Source organism: Streptosporangium fragile, from assembly GCF_039534445.1.
Taxonomy (GTDB): Bacteria; Actinomycetota; Actinomycetes; order Streptosporangiales; family Streptosporangiaceae; genus Streptosporangium; species Streptosporangium fragile.
This window is the reverse complement of sequence record NZ_BAAAVI010000012.1, coordinates 118,122-135,783: the sequence shown is the minus strand read 5'-3', so window position 1 is coordinate 135,783 and position 17,662 is coordinate 118,122. Positions and strand designations below refer to the sequence as shown.

Here is a 17,662-nt window from a genome sequence, read left to right as displayed (position 1 = left end):
AGAGACCTCCGGCAGTCTGTCGTGCGCGCCGCCGGAGGTTTATCAGTTGTGACTGTTCCTGTCTGGGCATGGATCGCCGTCATCGGAGGTCTGCTGGTCGTCCTGGCCTTCGACCTCTGGGTGGTCGACCGGGGTGAGCCTCGTGAGTTCTCCTTCAAGCAGGCTGGGTTCTGGGTCGGCTTCTACGTCACCCTGGCGGTGATCTTCGGGATAGGGATGTGGATCCTCGCGGGTCCGACCCCCGCGGGCCAGTTCTTCGCCGGCTATCTCACCGAGTACAGCCTGAGCGTCGACAACCTCTTCGTTTTCTACATCATCATGAGCCGCTTCGCGGTGCCGAAGGCGTACCAGCACAAGGTGCTGCTGGTGGGCATCCTGATGGCGCTGGTCATGCGCGGCATCTTCATCGCCATCGGCGCCGCCGCGCTCAACAGCTTCAGCTGGCTGTTCTACGTCTTCGGCCTGTTCCTCATCTACACCGCGGTGCAGCTGGTCCGCCAGCACGGCCACGACGAGGAGGAGGGGGTCTCCGAGAACGCGGTCCTGCGCTGGGCGCGCCGCGTGCTGCCGCACACCGACGACTACGTGGGCTCCAAGGTCGTCGTCAAGGTCGACGGCAGGCGCATGGTCACCCCGCTGCTGATCGTCATGATCGCCATCGGCACCACCGACCTGCTGTTCGCGCTCGACTCCATTCCGGCCATCTTCGGCCTGACCACCGACGCCTTCATCGTCTTCACCGCGAACGCCTTCGCCCTGATGGGCCTGCGCCAGCTCTACTTCCTGCTGGGCGGCCTCCTGCAGCGCCTGGTCTACCTGAGCTACGGTCTCGCGTTCATCCTCGGATTCATCGGGGTTAAGCTGATCCTCGAGGCGTTGCACGGCAGCGGTTTCGCCTGGGCACCGGCGATCCCGATCTGGCTGTCGCTGTCGGTCATCGTCGTCACCATGGTGATCACCACCGTGGCCAGCCTGATGAAGTCCCGGCGTGACATCCGGGAGGGCAAGGAAAACACCACCCCGGCGAGTGTCGAGCGGGGCTAGCGAATTGGCGTGCAAGGCGCTTTGCTTGTCTCGTTGCGCCGTATAAGGGCTGAGAGATGGGTAGCATCCTGCCCCAGGGCGGGTAGACATACCGGTCTAATGCCGCATGACATTACAAAAGGTTCCCTGTGTCCCACGATTCAGCAAGCCACCAGCCAGGCCGCCGGATGGGCCTGGCACGTGGCGTCTCCCCGTGGTTGCTCCCGACTGCGGCGGCCGCCGCCGTGACATCTCTCCTCGGCGGCCGTGACCGGCGCTGGGCCCTGGCGGCGGTGCCGCTGACCGCGCTCACCGGCGGGATGCTCTGGTTCTTCCGCGACCCCGAGCGCACGCCCGGCTCCGGGCGGATCCTGTCGCCGGCCGACGGCGTGGTGCAGAGCATCGATCCGTGGCCGGACGGCCGCACCAGGGTTGCGATCTTCATGAGCCCGCTCGACGTGCACGTCAACCGGGCGCCGCTGGCGGGTACGGTCACCTCGGTGGAGCATGTGGCCGGGGGGTACCTGCCCGCGTTCAACAAGGACAGCGACACCAACGAGCGCGTCGTGTGGCATCTGGACACCGCCCTCGGCGACATCGAGTTCGTCCAGATCGCGGGTGCCGTCGCACGTCGCATCGTGCCCTACGTGGCCGAGGGGGCGAAGGTCGCCAAGGGGGAGCGGATCGGGCTGATCAGGCTCGGTTCGCGGGTCGACGTCTACCTTCCGGAGGGGATCTCGCCCGCTGTCTCCGTAGGTGAGCGCACCGTCGCGGGGGTGACGAGTCTTGACCACGGCTGACGCGAGCTGGCCGATGGACGAGACGGACGACGAGCCACGAGGTCCCGTGGGCAAGGCGTTCCGTCTGTCCGCCGCCGACTCCCTCTCCCTCGGTAACGCCCTGTGCGGCTTCCTCGCCGTCTGCGTGCTCGCCTGGTCGGCCATCAGCTCGCTGCAGGAAGGCAAGCCCTTCGCCGCCGACCCCCGGTTCTTCGGCACCGCCGTGGTGCTCCTGCTGATCGGCGCCACCTGCGACCTGTTCGACGGCCTGGTGGCCCGCAAGTTCCGCGCCTCGGCCATGGGCGCCGAGCTGGACAACCTCGCCGACGTCATCAGTTTCGGCTTCGCGCCCGCCTTCATGGTGGTCATCTGGGCGGGGTTCAACCAGCGGATCCCGTTCATGATGGTCATGGCCGCGGCGGCGTCCGTCCTCCTGGCCGGCGTCATCCGGCTCGCGCGCTTCGCCTGCGTGAAGACCAAGAGCGGCGACTTCATGGGCCTTCCCATCCCCATGGGCGCCATGACCGTGGTCTCGGTCGTGCTGCTGTTCCCCCCGTCGGTCGCGACGGTCCTGCCCATCTTCGGCGTGGCCTACCTCATGGTGAGCCGGATCGAATACCCCAAGCCCAAGGGCAACCTGGCGGCCGTGGTGCTCGCCTGGATGATGATCAACGTGGCCTGCCTCACCATCTGGGCCGCGGGCCTGGCCGGGGGCGACACCCTCATCAAGGTCGGGGCCGTCATGCAGATGGCCATCGTGGCGGCCATCCCGTTGCGGGTCCTGATGTTCAAGCGGGAGAAGCGCAAGGAGCGCAAGGCGGCCGCCGGGGTCGGCTGACCCCGCGAGGTCCGGGCCCGGATCGTACGCGCCGGCCGGTCACGGGTGACGTGGCCGGCCGCGCCGGGCGGGCGACCCACGAACTCCGCCGACCGCCCGCGCGTACGGTGTGGGTTCGCGCCGGCCGTGCCGCGTACCCGGCACACTATCCGCCCCGTACGGGCCGTCGTGTGCCGTCCCGGCCCGCTCGGACCGCCACGGAGCGTCCCGGAGCGCCCCGGAGCGCGGTGGCACTGCCGCGGGACGGCGGAGACGCGTTTCCCCGGGAAGGCCCGGCACCCCCCCTCGCCGGGCATGATGGTCTCATGGCAGCCGAGCCACGTGAGCACACCCGCACCTACTTCCTCGGCATGCTCGCCCGGGAGCTGGAGGCGAGGGGGATGAACGCGACGCTCAGGCGGAGCCCGCCGTCGCTGCGGGTCACCGACCCCGACACGGCGATGTTCAGCGAGACCGTCGACTGCGTCCCGCTGCCCGCGGGCTGGTTCTACCGCTGGTCCTGGGGAGATCTTGTGGAACGGGTGGAGGATCCGTCCGCCGCGGCGGATCGGATCCTCCGGGTCTTCGGCGGGCGGACGGGCGGTTGACATCTCATCGCCCGTCCGGGGCGGGGCCGCCCGCACCGTTCGAGCGGTGCGGCGGCGCGGAGGACCGCCCGCCCGGACGGGCGGCGGTCCGTTTCACCAGCCGCGTTCGCGCCACTCGGGCAGTGAGGGGCGTTCGGCGCCCAGCGTGGTGTCCCTGCCGTGGCCGGGATAGACCCAGGTGTCGTCGGGCAGCCGGTCGAAGATCCGCTCCGACACGTCGGTGAAGAGCTGCGTGAACCGCTCGGGATCCTTGTTGGTGTTGCCGACCCCGCCGGGGAAGAGCGAGTCGCCGGTGAACAGGTGACCCGGGTAGTACAGGGCGATCGATCCCGGCGTGTGGCCGCGCAGGTGGATCACCTCCAGGCTCACCACCCCGACGGTGACCCGGTCGCCGTGCTCCACCTCCAGGTCGACCGGGACCGGCAGCGCGGGCGCGTCGAGCGGGTGGGCGACCACCGAGGCGCCGGTCGCCCTCGCGACCTCCTCCAGGGCCTGCCAGTGGTCGCCGTGCCGGTGAGTTGTGACGATCTTGCTGATCGGCATGTCGCCGATGAGGTCCAGCAGCCGCTCGGGCTCGGCGGCGGCGTCGACGAGCACGCCGTCACCGGTCTCGGTGCACCGCACCAGATAGGCGTTGTTGTCGAACGGGCCGACGGCCAGCTTGGAGATCGTCAGGGCGGGCAGTTCACGCACGTCGGCGGGGCCGCCGACCTGTACGTCACCGGTGTATGTCACGGTTTCTCCTCGGACGGGGTCGCGGGAAGGCACAGAGCGGGCGCGGCCCGCCCCACCCTTCATCATTCCGTCTCGGCGCCGCCGGGGGCATAACGGGGGGTGCTCGCGCGGTTGAAACGACAAGAGACCCCTAGGACGCAGGAGAAGGCCGTACCCTGGGGAGGGCGGGGAACCCCACGCCCCCCGGACGCCGGTCCGCAAAATTGTCGGACCCGCTCGCTAGTCTTCCCGCGACCGCTCTTGACCCTTCAACACCGACGTCGGGACTGCTGTGGCTGACCGCCTCATCGTGCGTGGCGCACGTGAACACAACCTCAAGGACGTCTCGCTGGACCTGCCGCGAGACTCTCTGATCGTCTTCACCGGACTGTCCGGGTCGGGCAAGTCCAGCCTGGCCTTCGACACCATCTTCGCCGAAGGCCAGCGCCGCTATGTCGAATCGCTCTCGGCGTACGCGCGCCAGTTCCTCGGGCAGATGGACAAGCCCGACGTCGACTTCATCGAAGGCCTCTCACCCGCGGTGTCGATCGACCAGAAGTCGACCAGCCGCAACCCCCGCTCGACCGTCGGCACGATCACCGAGGTCTACGACTACCTGCGCCTGCTGTGGGCGCGCATCGGCAAGCCGCACTGCCCGCAGTGCGGCCGCCCGATCGCCCGGCAGAGCCCGGAGCAGATCGTCGACCGGGTGATGGAGCTTCCGGAGGGCACCCGTTTCCAGGTGCTCGCCCCGGTGGTCCGCGGCCGCAAGGGCGAGTACGCCGAGCTGTTCAGTCAGCTACAGGCCAAGGGCTTCGCCCGCGCGCGCGTCGACGGCACGGTGGTCCGGCTGGACCAGCCGCCGACGCTGAAGAAGCAGGAGAAGCACGACATCGAGGTGATCGTCGACCGTCTCGCGGTCAAGGAAGGGGCGAGCAGCCGCCTGACCGGGTCGGTGGAGACCGCCCTGCAGCTGTCGGGCGGCACGATCACGCTGGAGTTCGTCGACCTCCCCGACGACGATCCCAACCGCGAGCGCTTCTACTCGGAGCACCTCTACTGCCCCTACGACGACCTGTCGTTCGAGGAGCTCGAGCCCCGCTCGTTCTCCTTCAACTCGCCCTTCGGGGCCTGCCCGGAGTGCACCGGCCTGGGCGTCCGGATGGAGGTCGATCCCGAGCTGATCGTGCCCGACCCGGAGAAGACCCTGGGCGAGGGCGCGATCTCCCCGTGGGCCGGTGGCCACACCAGCGACTACTTCGTCCGCCTCGTCGAGGCGCTCGGCCTGGCCATGGGATTCAATCTCGACACCCCGTGGGAGCGGCTGCCCAAGAAGGCGCAGAAGGCCCTGCTGAACGGCCACGACGAGCAGGTCCACGTCCGCTACAGCAACCGCTACGGCCGCCAGCGCTCCTACTACACCACCTTCGAGGGGGCGATCCCCTGGGTGCAGCGCCGCCACGCCGAGTCCGACAGCGACGGCATGCGGGAGAAGTACGAGGGCTACATGCGGGAGATCCCGTGCCCGGCCTGCAAGGGGGCCAGGCTCAAGCCCGTCTCCCTGGCCGTCACGGTCGACGGCCGTTCGATCGCCGAGGTCTCCGCCCTGTCGATCGGCGAGTGCGCGAAGTTCCTGGCGGGGCTGAAGCTCTCCGAGCGCGACATGCACATCGCCGAGCGGGTGGTCAAGGAGATCAACGCCCGAATGGGCTTCCTGCTCGACGTCGGCCTCGACTACCTGACGATGGACCGGGCCTCCGGCACTCTCGCCGGTGGGGAGGCCCAGCGCATCCGGCTGGCCACCCAGATCGGCTCCGGCCTGGTCGGGGTGCTGTACGTCCTGGACGAGCCGTCCATCGGTCTTCACCAGCGCGACAACCAGCGCCTGCTGGAGACCCTGCTCAGGCTCCGTGACATGGGCAACACGCTGATCGTGGTCGAGCACGACGAGGACACGATCGCCGCCGCCGACTGGGTGGTCGACATCGGTCCGGGCGCCGGTGAGCACGGCGGCCAGGTCGTCGTCTCCGGTCCGGTTTCCGAGCTGCTGGCCTGCGAGGACTCGATGACCGGCGCCTACCTGTCGGGGCGCAGGAGCATCGCCATCCCCGCCGCCCGCCGCAAGCGCGACAGGAAGCGGCAGATCACGGTGAAGGGCGCCCGCGAGCACAACCTCAAGGGCGTCGACGTCGAGTTCCCCCTGGGCGTGTTCACCGCGGTCACCGGCGTCTCCGGGTCCGGCAAGTCCACGCTGGTCAACGACATCCTCTACAACGCGCTGGCCAAGGAGCTCAACGGCGCGCGCACCGTGCCGGGCCGCCACTCGCGGGTCACCGGGATGGACCTGGTCGACAAGGTCGTGCACGTCGACCAGTCGCCCATCGGCCGCACCCCCCGCTCCAACCCGGCGACCTACACGGGCGTCTTCGACAAGGTCCGCGACCTGTTCGCGCAGACCACCGAGGCCAAGGTCCGGGGTTACCAGAAGGGCCGCTTCAGCTTCAACGTCAAGGGCGGCCGGTGCGAGGCGTGCTCCGGAGACGGCACCCTCAAGATCGAGATGAACTTCCTGCCGGACGTCTACGTGCCCTGCGAGGTGTGCCACGGGGCCCGCTACAACCGGGAGACCCTGGAGGTCCACTACAAGGGCAAGACGATCGCCGAGGTGCTCGACATGCCGATCGAGGAGGCCCTGGGCTTCTTCGACTCCATTCCGGCGATCAAGCGTTACCTGCAGACGCTCAACGACGTCGGCCTGGGGTACGTCCGGCTCGGCCAGCCCGCCACGACCCTGTCCGGCGGTGAAGCCCAGCGCGTCAAGCTCGCCGCCGAGCTGCAGCGCCGCTCCACCGGCCGGACGATCTACGTGCTGGACGAGCCCACCACCGGCCTGCACTTCGAGGACATCCGGCGGCTGCTCGGCGTGCTCGGCAGGCTCGTCGACGGCGGTAACACGGTCATCGTCATCGAGCACAACCTCGACGTGATCAAGACCGCCGACTGGCTGATCGACATGGGCCCGGAGGGCGGCTCCCGGGGAGGCACCGTGATCGCCACCGGCACGCCCGAGGAGGTCGCCCTGGTGGAGGAGAGCCACACCGGCCGTTTCCTGCGGAAGATCCTGGGCACCTGAGGCCGGATGCGGGACCGGGCTCCCCCGTCAATACCCTTGGTGCGGGAGTTCGGTTCCGACGGGGACGTCAGGGCGGGGACATCAGGCGAGAAGGGCCGCAATGAGCAGTGATGACGTTTCCACCATGCCCACGCGCAGGCATGTGATCGGCGCCGCGGGGGTCGCCGCGTGCGGAGCGGTGCTGACCGGGTGCGGGAGCGGCGAGCCGGCGCCGGCCATCGTGCCGCCGGGGATCAAGGGGAAGGTCATCGCCCAGACCGCGGACATCCCCGTGGGCGGCGGCAAGGTGATCACCAAGTGGAAGATCGTGATAACCCAGCCGACCTCGGGGGTGTTCAAGGCGTTCACCGCGAGCTGCCCGCACCGGGGGTGCGCGGTGGGGCGCGTCGGTGACGGCGTCATCCGCTGCCCCTGCCACGGCAGCGAGTTCGCCGCCGACTCCGGCAAGTGCCTCAAGGGCCCGGCGGAGGCCCCGCTGGCGGAGTTCGCGCTGCGCGTCGACGGCGACGGGATCGTCATGGTCTGACGTCGCCGGTCACCGCCGGGCGCGGCCTTCCCGACGAACGAGATCTCACCGCTGGACGCGGCCGCGCCGGGCCGGGCAAGAGTCTTCCCAGGTGAGGGGACGGGCGGTCCGGAACCGCGGCCGGGGAAGCCTCCGGAACGACTGCTCACCGTTCCAGAAGATGCGCTGTGCGTGCATTTCTTCACAGTTTTCTGACACGGCGTACGGCATGCTGAACCGTCATCGGCTCCGGGCCGTACCTGAAGATGATGACGATCCTGGGAAGGTGACCATGACAGAGACCACGCGCCGTGCGGTGATACTGGGCGCCGGAGGTGCCGGTGTGACCGCGGTGCTGACGGCGTGCTCGGGGTACGGTGAGTCGGCCGCGGGTGGTGACACCTCCGCCAGCACGTCGTCGGCGCCGGAGGCCGGTTCCAGCGCCGAGTCGGGCGGTTCCGGGGCACAGGCACTGGCCAAGACCTCCGACATCCCCGAGGGGGGCGGCAAGGTCTTCAAGGACCAGAAGATCGTTATCACCCAGCCCGCGGCCGGGCAGTTCAAGGCTTTCAGCTCCGTCTGCACCCACCAGGGGTGTGACGTGGACAGCGTCGCGGACGGCGCGATCGTCTGCCCGTGCCACAACAGCAAGTTCAAGATCCAGGATGGCTCCGTGTCGAACGGTCCGGCGACGAAGCCGCTGGAGGAGAAGCAGATCAAGGTCGAGGGAGACTCCATCACCCTCGCCTGAGCACCGGCGAGACCCGGCCGCCGGGGACCGCCTCGGTGGTCGGGTCTCGCGGTTTTCACCCGTCTCTTGCATGCTTCGCTGGATCTTGCGTATCTCGCTCGGCCCTGTGCGTGCCATCGGGCCACGCCCGCGCGTTCCGGAACCCCGCCCCGGCGCCATGGCGGGAGCCGAGCCCGGGATCTCCCGGCGGGGTCCCGGCTGGGGGTCGCGAGGGCAGGAATCCTGTCGGTGAGGGCCGATAGGCTTTCCGTGTGGCGAGATCTGTGAACGGTCCGGCGGGTTTCCGGCCGAAGCCGGGGTCGATTCCCGAGTCCCCCGGTGTCTACCGGTTCAAAGACGCCGAAGGCCGGGTCATCTACGTGGGCAAGGCCAAGAGCCTCCGCCAGCGGCTCAACTCCTATTTCGCAGACTTCGCGGGCCTGCACCCGCGCACCCAGACCATGCTCACGACCGCTGCCGGCGTCGACTGGACGGTCGTCGGCACCGAGGTCGAGGCCCTCCAGCTCGAATACTCCTGGATCAAGGAGTACGACCCGCGGTTCAACGTCAAATACCGCGACGACAAGTCCTACCCCTACCTCGCGGTCACCATGGGCGAGGAGTTCCCCCGCGTCCAGGTGATGCGCGGGGCCAAGCGCAAGGGCACCCGATACTTCGGCCCCTACTCCCACGCCTGGGCGATCCGGGAGACCGTCGACCTGCTGCTCCGGGTCTTCCCGATCAGGAGCTGCTCGACGGGCGTCTTCCGGCGGGCGGGGCAGGTCGGCCGCCCCTGCCTGCTGGGTTACATCGACAAGTGCTCCGCGCCTTGCGTCGGCAGGGTCACCGTCGAGGAGCACCGCGAGCTGGCCGAAGACTTCTGCGACTTCATGGCCGGTGCCACCGGCCGGTTCATCAGGCGGCTGGAGCGCGAGATGCGCGAGGCCGCCGCCGAACAGGAGTACGAGCGGGCCGCCCGGCTGCGCGACGACATCCAGGCGCTCCAGCGGGCGATGGAGAAGCAGGCCGTGGTGCTCGGCGACAACACCGACTGCGACGTGATCGCCCTGGCGGAGGATCCGCTGGAGGCCGCGGTCCAGGTGTTCTACGTCCGCGGCGGGCGCATCAGGGGCCAGCGCGGCTGGGTGGTCGACAAGGTCGAGGAGGCGGGCCCCGGCGAACTGGTCGAGCAGTTCCTGCTGCAGATGTACGGCGACGCGGCCGCCGAGTCGCTGCCCAGGGAGGTGCTGGTCCCCGCCCTGCCTCCCGACGCCGAGGCGGTGGCGGAGCTGCTGGGCGAGCACCGCGGGGCACGAGTGGAGATCAGGGTCCCGCAGCGCGGCGACAAGAGGTCACTGCTGGAGACCGTCGAACGCAACGCCAAGGAGGCCCTCAACCAGCACAAGCTCAAGCGGGCCAGTGACCTGACCTCGCGGAGCAGGGCGCTGCAGGAGGTCGCCGACGCCCTCGGCCTCGACCAGGTGCCGCTGCGTATCGAGTGCTACGACGTCTCCCACATCCAGGGCACCAACGTGGTGGCCTCGATGGTGGTGTTCGAGGACGGCCTGGCTCGCAAGAGCGAGTACCGCAGATTCTCCGTGCGGTCCACCGAAGGTGACGTCGCCTCCATGCACGAGGTGATCTCACGTCGGTTCAAGCGCTACCTGGAGGAGCGCTCCGCCACCGGTGACCTCGACGCCGACGCCGGGGCGGAGCCCGGTGACGGCACGGCGACCCCGGGCATCGATCCGGAGACCGGCAAGCCGCGCAAGTTCGCCTACCCTCCCCACCTGGTCGTCGTCGACGGCGGTCCCGCCCAGGCGGCCGCCGCCCGCAGAGCTCTCGACGAGCTGGGCGTGGACGACGTGGCGGTCTGCGGCCTGGCCAAGCGGCTGGAGGAGGTCTGGCTTCCCGGCGAGGACCTGCCGGTGATCCTGCCCCGTTCCAGCGAGGCCCTTTACCTGCTGCAGCGAGTACGTGACGAGGCCCATCGCTTCGCCATCACCTACCATCGATCCAAGCGGTCGAAGAGCGTGAAGGAGAGCGCTCTGGACGAGGTCCCCGGCCTCGGCCCGGCCCGCAGGCAGGCGCTGATCAAGCATTTCGGATCGGTCAAGCGGCTGCGGGAGGCGACCGCGGCGCAGATCTGCGAGGTCCCAGGGATCGGCCCCTCGACGGCCGAGACGATCGTGTCGGCCTTGAAGGGGCGAAATCCATGAGCGAGACAGACACAGCCTTCGTCGTCGTCACCGGAATGTCCGGGGCGGGGCGGAGCACCGCCGCCAAGGCCTTGGAGGACCTGGGCTGGTTCGTCATCGACAACCTGCCGCCGGGCCTGCTGTTCGCCATGGCGGAGGAGGCGGGGCGGGTCAAGCTCGCCGCCGACAAGGTGGCCGCGGTCGTCGACGTGCGGAGCCTGGCCTTCACCACCGACCTCAACACCGCGATCGAGGAGCTGGAGGGCCGCGGTGTCGGTGTGCGCGTGGTGTTCCTGGAGGCCAGTGACGAGGAACTGGTCCGCAGGTTCGAGAACGTCCGCCGCCCCCACCCGCTTCAGGGAGACGGCCGCCTGGTCGACGGGATCGCGCGTGAGCGCGGCATCCTGCGCGAGGTCCGAGCGAACGCCGATCTGGTGATCGACACCTCCAACCTCAACGTTCACGAGCTCCGGGGCAAGATCGTCGCCTTCTTCGGCGGCGAGAACCGGCCCGGGCTCCGTGTCAACGTGGTCTCCTTCGGCTACAAGTACGGCCTTCCGGTCGACGCCGACCTGGTCGTCGACTGCCGCTTCCTGCCCAATCCTCACTGGGTTCCCGAACTCCGTCCGATGAATGGCCTCGATGCCCCCGTACGGGAGTACGTTCTCAACCAAGCGGGTGCGAAGGAGCTCCTCGACGCTTACGAGGAGGTGCTGGGCATCATCGCCTCCGGTTACACCCGCGAGGGCAAGAGCTACGCCACGCTCGCCGTCGGCTGCACCGGCGGCAAGCATCGCAGCGTCGCCATGGCCGAGCAGATCGCCGCGCGGCTGCGGGACCGGGGTGGGATGGACGTGCAGGTGAGTCATCGGGATGTGGGCCGGGAGTGAGTGAAGGTCTCAAGTACGGGCCGGGTGTGGGCGAGGGGCCCGAGTACGAGCCGGGAGTGCGTGAAGGGCACAGGTGCGGGCCGGGTGTGGGCGAGGGGCCCGAGTACGAGCCGGGAGTGCGTGAAGGGCACAGGCGCGAGCCGGGAGTGAACGAGGGGCCCAAGGTCGTCGCGCTGGGGGGCGGGCACGGGCTGTACGCCTCGCTGTCGGCGTTACGGCGGGTCACTTCACAGCTGACCGCGGTGGTCACGGTGGCCGACGACGGGGGATCGAGCGGCCGGCTCCGCCGGGAGCTCGGCGTGCTGCCCCCCGGTGACCTGAGGATGGCCCTGGCCGCGCTGTGCGGCGACGACGAGTGGGGCCGCACCTGGAGCGAGGTCGTCCAGCACCGTTTCCGCAGTGAAGGCGAGCTGCACGGTCACGCGATCGGCAACCTGCTGATCGTGGCCCTATGGGAGCGCCTGGGCGACACGGTCGCCGGGCTCGACTGGGTCGGACGGCTGCTCGGCGCGCACGGGCGGGTGCTGCCGATGTCGTCCGTACCGCTCGACATCGTCGCCGAGGTGGAGCTGGACGGCCGGGTGAGCACGGTGCGCGGCCAGGTGGCCTGCGCGCTCACCCCGGGCCGGGTCCGGGCCATCTCGCTGGTTCCCACGGATCCGCCGGCGTGCCCCGAGGCCGTCGAGGCGATCCTCGCCGCCGACTGGGTGATCTTCGGGCCGGGGTCCTGGTTCACCAGCGTGCTGCCCCATTTGATGGTGCCGGAACTGTCCGAGGCGCTGCACGGCACGCGTGCCCGCCGGCTGGTCGCGCTGAACCTGGCACCCCAGCCCGGGGAGACCGACGGGTTCTCCCCGCAGAAGCATCTGGAGGTGCTGCGCGAGCACGCGCCCTCCCTGGAAGTCGACGTGGTTCTCGCCGACGCCGGGGTGGCCGACGACCGGGAGGAGCTGGAGAAGGCCGCCGCCGGGTTCGGCGGGCGGCTGGTCCTGGCCTCCGTCGCCGAACAGGACGGGTCGCCGCGACACGATGCGCAACGTCTTGCCTCCGTCCTGGACGAGATTTTCCGTGAGAAGCGTTGATCCTGGTCAGCGGTGCTCAGGAGTGCGAGAAACTTCTGTGAGCCTGATGTATCTCGGGCCGCATGGGGTCTGTATGGGGGAGGACGAACGCACATGGCGATGACGGGTGTGGTCAAGGACGAGCTGAGCAGGCTGCCGGTTCTGAAGCCCTGCTGCCGTAAGGCCGAGGTGTCGACGCTCCTGCGGTTCGCAAGCGGGTTGCACCTGGTGAGCGGCCGGATCGTGATCGAGGCCGAGCTCGACACCAACGTCACCGCCCGGCGGCTCATCAAGGACATCGGCGAGGTCTTCGGGCACAAGGCGGAGGTGCTCGTGCTGGCCCCGGCCGGGCTGCGCAAGGGCTCGCGCTACCTCGTCCGGGTCTACCGCGACGGCGAGGCGCTCGCCCGCCAGACCGGTCTGATCGACAACCACGGCCGTCCGGTTCGCGGTCTGCCGCGCCAGGTCGTCGCCGGAGCGACCTGCGACGCCGAGGCCGCCTGGCGTGGGGCGTTTCTCGCGCACGGCTCGTTGACCGAGCCGGGGCGCTCCATGTCGCTGGAGGTCACCTGCCCCGGGCCGGAGGCCGCGCTCGCGCTGGTCGGTTCGGCCAGGCGGCTGAAGATCCACGCCAAGGCCCGTGAGGTCCGCGGTGTCGATCGGGTCGTGGTTCGCGACGGTGACGCCATCGGCGCGCTGCTGACCCGGCTGGGCGCCCATGACAGCGTGCTGGCCTGGGAGGAGCGGCGGATGCGCCGTGAGGTCCGGGCGACGGCCAACCGGCTGGCCAACTTCGACGACGCCAACCTGCGCCGCTCGGCCCGTGCGGCGGTCGCCGCGGGCGCCAGGGTCCAGCGCGCCCTGGAGATCCTCGGTGAGGACGCCCCCGAGCACCTGGTGATCGCCGGACGTCTGCGTGTGGAGCACAAGCAGGCGTCTCTGGAGGAGCTGGGTCAGCTCGCCGACCCGCCGCTGACCAAGGACGCCATCGCGGGCCGGATCCGCCGCCTGCTGGCCATGGCCGACAAGCGCGCCCAGGACATCGGCATCCCCAACACCGAGGCCAACCTCACCGTCGACATGCTGGCCCCCTAGGCGCCCACCGCGGGCGGCAGGCCCGGCGAGGGACCGCGCGTCCCGCCGACGCCGACGAGGGCGCGCCCGACCGGCGGGGGTCCGCCGGTCCGGCGGGTGGCGCCCGGTACAGGCCCGCGTGGGCCGCCCCGACCAGCCTGATCGCCCGGTGACCGTCGGCCCGACCGCCCCGGCCGTCCCGGGGCGGCGGTCGCGGTTCGGGGGACGGCCGGGGCAGACGGACGAAAGGGCGGGCCGTGCCGGGCGGAGGGCTGGCCGTCGTACGGGAGGCGGGCGGCTCAGGGCCGCCGGTCGGGGGCGGCGGTGCCCGCGTGGTCCGCCTCGTCCGGCTGCGGGACGGTCGAGACGGCGCGGGCAGATCCGGTGCCCCGGTGCGCGACGGCGAAGCCGGCGCAGGCGGCGGCCGCCCAGAACAGGAAGGAGACCGGCTCCTCCTTGAGTGCGCGGGGGAAGGCGTCGAGCACCTGGGCGAGGGCTGTGCCGTACTTCTCGCCCGCCGCGCCCGCCCAGATGACGACGTGTCCGGCGAACTGCCCGGCCGCCGCGCCCGCGAGGGAGAGCAGGGCGCACAGCGGCGGCAGCGCCGGGCTTCGGGGGCGGGTCGCCGCCGCGGCGAGACCGGTGAGGAGGCCGACCCCGACGGCGGCGAAGCCGGCCCCGTACCCGGCGGCGCCGAGGAGCGCGCCGTAGCCGGCGGCACCGGCGACGGCGCCCGCGAGACCGGCGGCGGCGCCCCTCATGAGCCCGCCGGCCGAAGGCCGATCGTTGTCGTTCATAGCAGGTCCTACAGGGGGTGAAGGTGTTGGGAGTGACGAGTCGGGCACTTTACTTGAACAGGGCGATACCTGTTCATGGGTTCAGGAACAACAGAGCCCACCCCACCAGTGGTCTAAACCAATTTGGGTCCGATAGGGTTCGTGGTTGAGATTTCAGCCCGCCCCAAGCCGCCGGTCCCACCGACCGGCGCACCGACGTACGAGGAGATCTGCACCGTGAGCATCCGCGTAGGGGTCAACGGATTCGGCCGCATCGGCCGCAACTTCTGGCGTGCGGTCGCTGCCAGCGGCAAGGACATCGAGATCGTTGCGGTCAACGACCTGACCGACAACGCTACGCTCGCCCATCTGCTCAAGTACGACAGCATTCTCGGCCGGCTGCCTTACGAGGTGAAGAGCACCGCCGACGAGATCATCGTGGACGGCAAGGCGATCAAGGCCTTCGCCGAGCGCGACCCGGCCAAGCTGCCCTGGGGCGACCTGGGTGTGGACGTCGTCGTGGAGTCCACCGGCCTGTTCACCGACGCCACCAAGGCCAAGGTGCACGCCGACAACGGCGCCAAGAAGGTCATCATCTCGGCTCCGGCCAAGAACGAGGACGTCACGATCGTGATGGGCGTCAACCACGACAAGTACGACCCGGCCAAGCACACGATCATCTCCAACGCGTCCTGCACCACCAACTGCCTGGCCCCGATGGCCAAGGTCATCAACGACACCTTCGGCATCGAGAAGGGCCTGATGACCACCATCCACGCCTACACGCAGGACCAGAACCTGCAGGACGGCCCGCACAAGGACCTGCGCCGCGCCCGCGCCGCCGCGCTGAACATCGTGCCGACCTCGACCGGCGCGGCCAAGGCCATCGGCCTGGTGCTGCCCGAGCTCAAGGGCAAGCTCGACGGCTACGCGCTGCGCGTGCCGATCCCCACCGGCTCGGCCACCGACCTCACCGTCGACGTCGGCCGCGAGACCACCGTCGAGGAGGTCAACGCCGCGCTCAAGGCGGCGGCCGAGGGCGAGCTCAAGGGCTACCTCACCTACACCGAGGACCCGATCGTCTCCAGCGACATCGTCACCGACCCGTCGTCCTGCATCCTGGACGCCGGCCTCACCAAGGTGATCGGCAACCAGGTCAAGGTCGTCGGCTGGTACGACAACGAGTGGGGCTACTCCAACCGTCTCGCGGACCTCATCGAGCTGGTCGGTCGCGACCTCTGATGAAGGATCTGTCCGAGTTCGACGTGGCGGGTCGGCGCGTTCTCGTCCGTGCCGACCTCAACGTCCCCCTCGACGGGGACGTCATCACCGACGACGGCCGCATCCGCGCCTCGGTGCCGACGCTCAGGGAGCTCACCGGCAAGGGCGCGCGCGTGATCGTCACCGCGCACCTCGGCCGTCCCAAGGGCCGGCCCACCCCGGAGTACTCGCTGGCCCCGGTCGCGAGGCGCCTGGGCGAGCTTCTGGGCACCGACGTCGCCTTCGCCGCCGATGTGGTCGGGGAGTCGGCCCGGGGCACCGTGGAGGCCCTCCAGGACGGGCAGGTGGCCCTCCTGGAGAACCTGCGCTTCGAGCCCGGCGAGGAGTCCAAGGACGACGCCGAGCGCGCGGCGTTCGCCGAGCGGCTGGCGGCCTTCGCCGACCTGTACGTGGGCGACGGCTTCGGCGCGGTCCACCGTAAGCACGCCAGCGTCTACGACGTGCCGAGGCTGCTCCCGCACGCGGCCGGCCGTCTGGTGCTGGCCGAGGTCAAGGTGCTGGAGAAGCTGACCGAGGCCCCCGACCGGCCGTACGCCGTGGTGCTGGGCGGTGCCAAGGTCTCCGACAAGCTCGGTGTCATCGGCAACCTGCTCACCAAGGTCGACCGGCTTCTCATCGGCGGCGGCATGGCCTACACCTTCCTGAAGGCCCAGGGCTACGAGGTGGGCCGGTCGCTGCTCCAGGAGGACCAGCTCGACCAGGTACGCGGCTTCCTCGACGAGGCGGCCAAGCGAGGCGTGGAGCTCGTCCTCCCGGTCGACGTGCTGGCGGCCGCGGAGTTCGCCGAGGACGCCGAGTACGAGGTGGTCGACGTCACCGCGATCCCGGCCGACCGGCAGGGCCTCGACATCGGCCCGCGCACCCGTGAGCTGTTCGCGGGCAAGCTGGCCGACGCGCGCACCGTGTTCTGGAACGGCCCGATGGGCGTCTTCGAGTTCGAGGCGTTCTCCGGCGGAACCCGCGCGGTGGCCGAGGCGTTGGTACGGTCGGACGCCTTCACGGTCGTCGGCGGTGGAGACTCCGCGGCCGCGGTGCGCCGGCTCGGTCTCCCGGAGGACGGGTTCTCCCACATCTCCACCGGTGGCGGCGCCAGCCTGGAATATCTTGAGGGCAAGACCCTGCCCGGTCTCGTCGCCCTGGAGGAGGACAATTGATCCGGACCGGTGACCGAGGAGTCGTGAGCGAGCGATGAGCGCCACAGCCCGCAAGCCGCTCATCGCCGGCAACTGGAAGATGAACCTCAACCACCTTGAGGCCATCGCGCACACCCAGAAGCTGGCGTTCGCGCTGAACGACAAGGACTTCGACAAGGTCGACGTCGCCGTGCTCCCGCCGTTCACGGATCTGCGCAGCGTGCAGACCCTCGTGGACGGCGACAAGCTGCGCATCGTCTACGGCGCGCAGGACCTGTCGCAGCACGACGGCGGCGCCTACACCGGTGAGATCTCCGGGGCCATGCTCGCCAAGCTCGGCTGCACGTTCGTCACGATCGGCCACTCGGAGCGGCGCCAGTACCACGGTGAGGACGACGACGTCGTCAACGCCAAGGTGCTGGCCGCCTACCGGCACGGGCTCACCCCCATCCTGTGCGTGGGGGAGGGCCTGCCGGTCCGCCAGGCGGGTGAGCAGGTGGCCTTCAGCGTCTCGCAGCTCGACGGGGCACTGCGCAAGGTCACCGCCGAGCAGGTCGCGTCCGTTGTGCTCGCCTATGAGCCGGTGTGGGCGATCGGCACCGGCGAGGTGGCCACTCCCGAGGACGCTCAGGAGGTCTGCGGGGCTCTGCGGGCCCGACTCGCCGAGCTGTACGACGCCGAGGTGGCCGCGGGTGTCCGTATCCTTTACGGTGGGTCGGTCAAGTCTGACAACATCGCCGGCATCATGGCCCAGCCCGATGTCGACGGCGCCCTGGTCGGTGGCGCGAGCCTCGATCCGGGGGAGTTCGTTAAACTATGCCGTTTCGGTGAAATGTCCGGCTGACTGAGCCATTCGGGGGGTACGACTTGACAGCAGGTCATACCCTCTTAGAGCAGGTTTGAATCGTCACGCCTCAGGCGTCACACAAGGGTCGTGCCC

At 69.8% G+C, this 17,662-nt stretch carries 16 protein-coding genes; 14 read left to right on the top strand and 2 right to left on the bottom strand.

All coding sequences use genetic code 11. From position 1 onward, the window contains the following. The first annotated feature begins 48 nt into the window (after window positions 1-48). From ABD841_RS10815 to ABD841_RS10800, 4 genes are all read left to right on the top strand, one after another. On the top strand, window positions 49-1,044 hold the full coding sequence (locus ABD841_RS10815; protein ID WP_344970252.1) for a TerC family protein: 996 nt from the start codon (window positions 49-51) through the stop codon (window positions 1,042-1,044). A gap of 167 nt (window positions 1,045-1,211) precedes the next feature. After that, entirely contained in the window at window positions 1,212-1,823 is a 612-nt protein-coding gene (locus ABD841_RS10810) for a phosphatidylserine decarboxylase (protein ID WP_344970251.1), read from the top strand. After that, a complete protein-coding gene (gene pssA / locus ABD841_RS10805; RefSeq protein ID WP_344970249.1) occupies window positions 1,810-2,640 on the top strand; it encodes a CDP-diacylglycerol--serine O-phosphatidyltransferase in 831 nt (276 codons plus the stop codon). Before ABD841_RS10810 ends, pssA begins: the two co-directional genes overlap by 14 nt. A gap of 305 nt (window positions 2,641-2,945) precedes the next feature. Next, a complete protein-coding gene (locus tag ABD841_RS10800; RefSeq protein ID WP_344970248.1) occupies window positions 2,946-3,227 on the top strand; it encodes a hypothetical protein in 282 nt (93 codons plus the stop codon). Window positions 3,228-3,320: 93 nt separating this feature from the next. On the opposite strand, the gene ABD841_RS10795 is transcribed toward ABD841_RS10800, so the two are convergent. Then, window positions 3,321-3,962, bottom strand: coding sequence for an MBL fold metallo-hydrolase (locus tag ABD841_RS10795; protein ID WP_344970246.1), 642 nt, complete (start codon window positions 3,960-3,962; stop codon window positions 3,321-3,323). A 271-nt stretch (window positions 3,963-4,233) separates the two neighbouring features. On the opposite strand from ABD841_RS10795, the gene uvrA reads away from it, so the two are divergent. From uvrA to whiA, 7 genes are all read left to right on the top strand, one after another. Further along, window positions 4,234-7,074 carry an excinuclease ABC subunit UvrA gene (gene uvrA, locus ABD841_RS10790; RefSeq protein ID WP_344970244.1) on the top strand — a complete coding sequence of 947 codons (2,841 nt, stop codon included), beginning with the start codon at window positions 4,234-4,236 and terminating at the stop codon, window positions 7,072-7,074. 100 nt (window positions 7,075-7,174) lie between these two features. Then, a complete protein-coding gene (locus ABD841_RS10785) occupies window positions 7,175-7,600 on the top strand; it encodes a Rieske (2Fe-2S) protein (RefSeq protein WP_344970243.1) in 426 nt (141 codons plus the stop codon). Between the two features lie 271 nt (window positions 7,601-7,871). Beyond that, window positions 7,872-8,330, top strand: coding sequence for a Rieske (2Fe-2S) protein (locus ABD841_RS10780; RefSeq protein WP_344970242.1), 459 nt, complete (start codon window positions 7,872-7,874; stop codon window positions 8,328-8,330). A 263-nt stretch (window positions 8,331-8,593) separates the two neighbouring features. Further along, window positions 8,594-10,528, top strand: a complete 1,935-nt coding sequence (uvrC, locus tag ABD841_RS10775; protein ID WP_344970285.1) for an excinuclease ABC subunit UvrC — start codon at window positions 8,594-8,596, stop codon at window positions 10,526-10,528. After that, a complete protein-coding gene (gene rapZ / locus ABD841_RS10770) occupies window positions 10,525-11,397 on the top strand; it encodes an RNase adapter RapZ (protein WP_344970240.1) in 873 nt (290 codons plus the stop codon). Before uvrC ends, rapZ begins: the two co-directional genes overlap by 4 nt. A gap of 146 nt (window positions 11,398-11,543) precedes the next feature. Beyond that, window positions 11,544-12,479, top strand: coding sequence for a gluconeogenesis factor YvcK family protein (locus ABD841_RS10765; protein ID WP_344970284.1), 936 nt, complete (start codon window positions 11,544-11,546; stop codon window positions 12,477-12,479). Window positions 12,480-12,572: 93 nt separating this feature from the next. Beyond that, on the top strand, window positions 12,573-13,553 hold the full coding sequence (gene whiA, locus ABD841_RS10760; protein ID WP_344970239.1) for a DNA-binding protein WhiA: 981 nt from the start codon (window positions 12,573-12,575) through the stop codon (window positions 13,551-13,553). Window positions 13,554-13,831: 278 nt separating this feature from the next. On the opposite strand, the gene ABD841_RS10755 is transcribed toward whiA, so the two are convergent. Continuing rightward, complete coding sequence (locus ABD841_RS10755) at window positions 13,832-14,329, bottom strand: hypothetical protein (RefSeq protein WP_344970237.1); 498 nt, start codon at window positions 14,327-14,329, stop codon at window positions 13,832-13,834. Between the two features lie 216 nt (window positions 14,330-14,545). Here ABD841_RS10755 and gap point away from each other — a divergent pair, with 216 nt between their 5' ends. From gap to tpiA, 3 genes are read left to right on the top strand one after another with little or no spacing between them, the layout of a single operon-like run. Beyond that, a complete protein-coding gene (gap, locus tag ABD841_RS10750) occupies window positions 14,546-15,550 on the top strand; it encodes a type I glyceraldehyde-3-phosphate dehydrogenase (protein WP_344970236.1) in 1,005 nt (334 codons plus the stop codon). Next, window positions 15,550-16,743, top strand: a complete 1,194-nt coding sequence (locus ABD841_RS10745; RefSeq protein ID WP_344970234.1) for a phosphoglycerate kinase — start codon at window positions 15,550-15,552, stop codon at window positions 16,741-16,743. Before gap ends, ABD841_RS10745 begins: the two co-directional genes overlap by 1 nt. A gap of 34 nt (window positions 16,744-16,777) precedes the next feature. Then, on the top strand, window positions 16,778-17,566 hold the full coding sequence (gene tpiA / locus ABD841_RS10740) for a triose-phosphate isomerase (protein WP_344970233.1): 789 nt from the start codon (window positions 16,778-16,780) through the stop codon (window positions 17,564-17,566). Window positions 17,567-17,662 lie beyond the last annotated feature (96 nt).

Excerpts from the sequence above, each read along its gene's own strand:
- ABD841_RS10780 (WP_344970242.1), top strand. The coding sequence starts at position 7,872 with ATGACAGAGACCACGCGCCGTGCGGTGATACTGGGCGCCGGAGGTGCC.
- tpiA (WP_344970233.1), top strand. The coding sequence starts at position 16,778 with ATGAGCGCCACAGCCCGCAAGCCGCTCATCGCCGGCAACTGGAAGATG.
- ABD841_RS10810 (WP_344970251.1), top strand. The coding sequence starts at position 1,212 with ATGGGCCTGGCACGTGGCGTCTCCCCGTGGTTGCTCCCGACTGCGGCG.
- rapZ (WP_344970240.1), top strand. The coding sequence starts at position 10,525 with ATGAGCGAGACAGACACAGCCTTCGTCGTCGTCACCGGAATGTCCGGG.
- ABD841_RS10800 (WP_344970248.1), top strand. The coding sequence starts at position 2,946 with ATGGCAGCCGAGCCACGTGAGCACACCCGCACCTACTTCCTCGGCATG.
- ABD841_RS10785 (WP_344970243.1), top strand. The coding sequence starts at position 7,175 with ATGAGCAGTGATGACGTTTCCACCATGCCCACGCGCAGGCATGTGATC.
- ABD841_RS10755 (WP_344970237.1), bottom strand. The coding sequence starts at position 14,329 with ATGAACGACAACGATCGGCCTTCGGCCGGCGGGCTCATGAGGGGCGCC.
- ABD841_RS10745 (WP_344970234.1), top strand. The coding sequence starts at position 15,550 with ATGAAGGATCTGTCCGAGTTCGACGTGGCGGGTCGGCGCGTTCTCGTC.
- whiA (WP_344970239.1), top strand. The coding sequence starts at position 12,573 with ATGGCGATGACGGGTGTGGTCAAGGACGAGCTGAGCAGGCTGCCGGTT.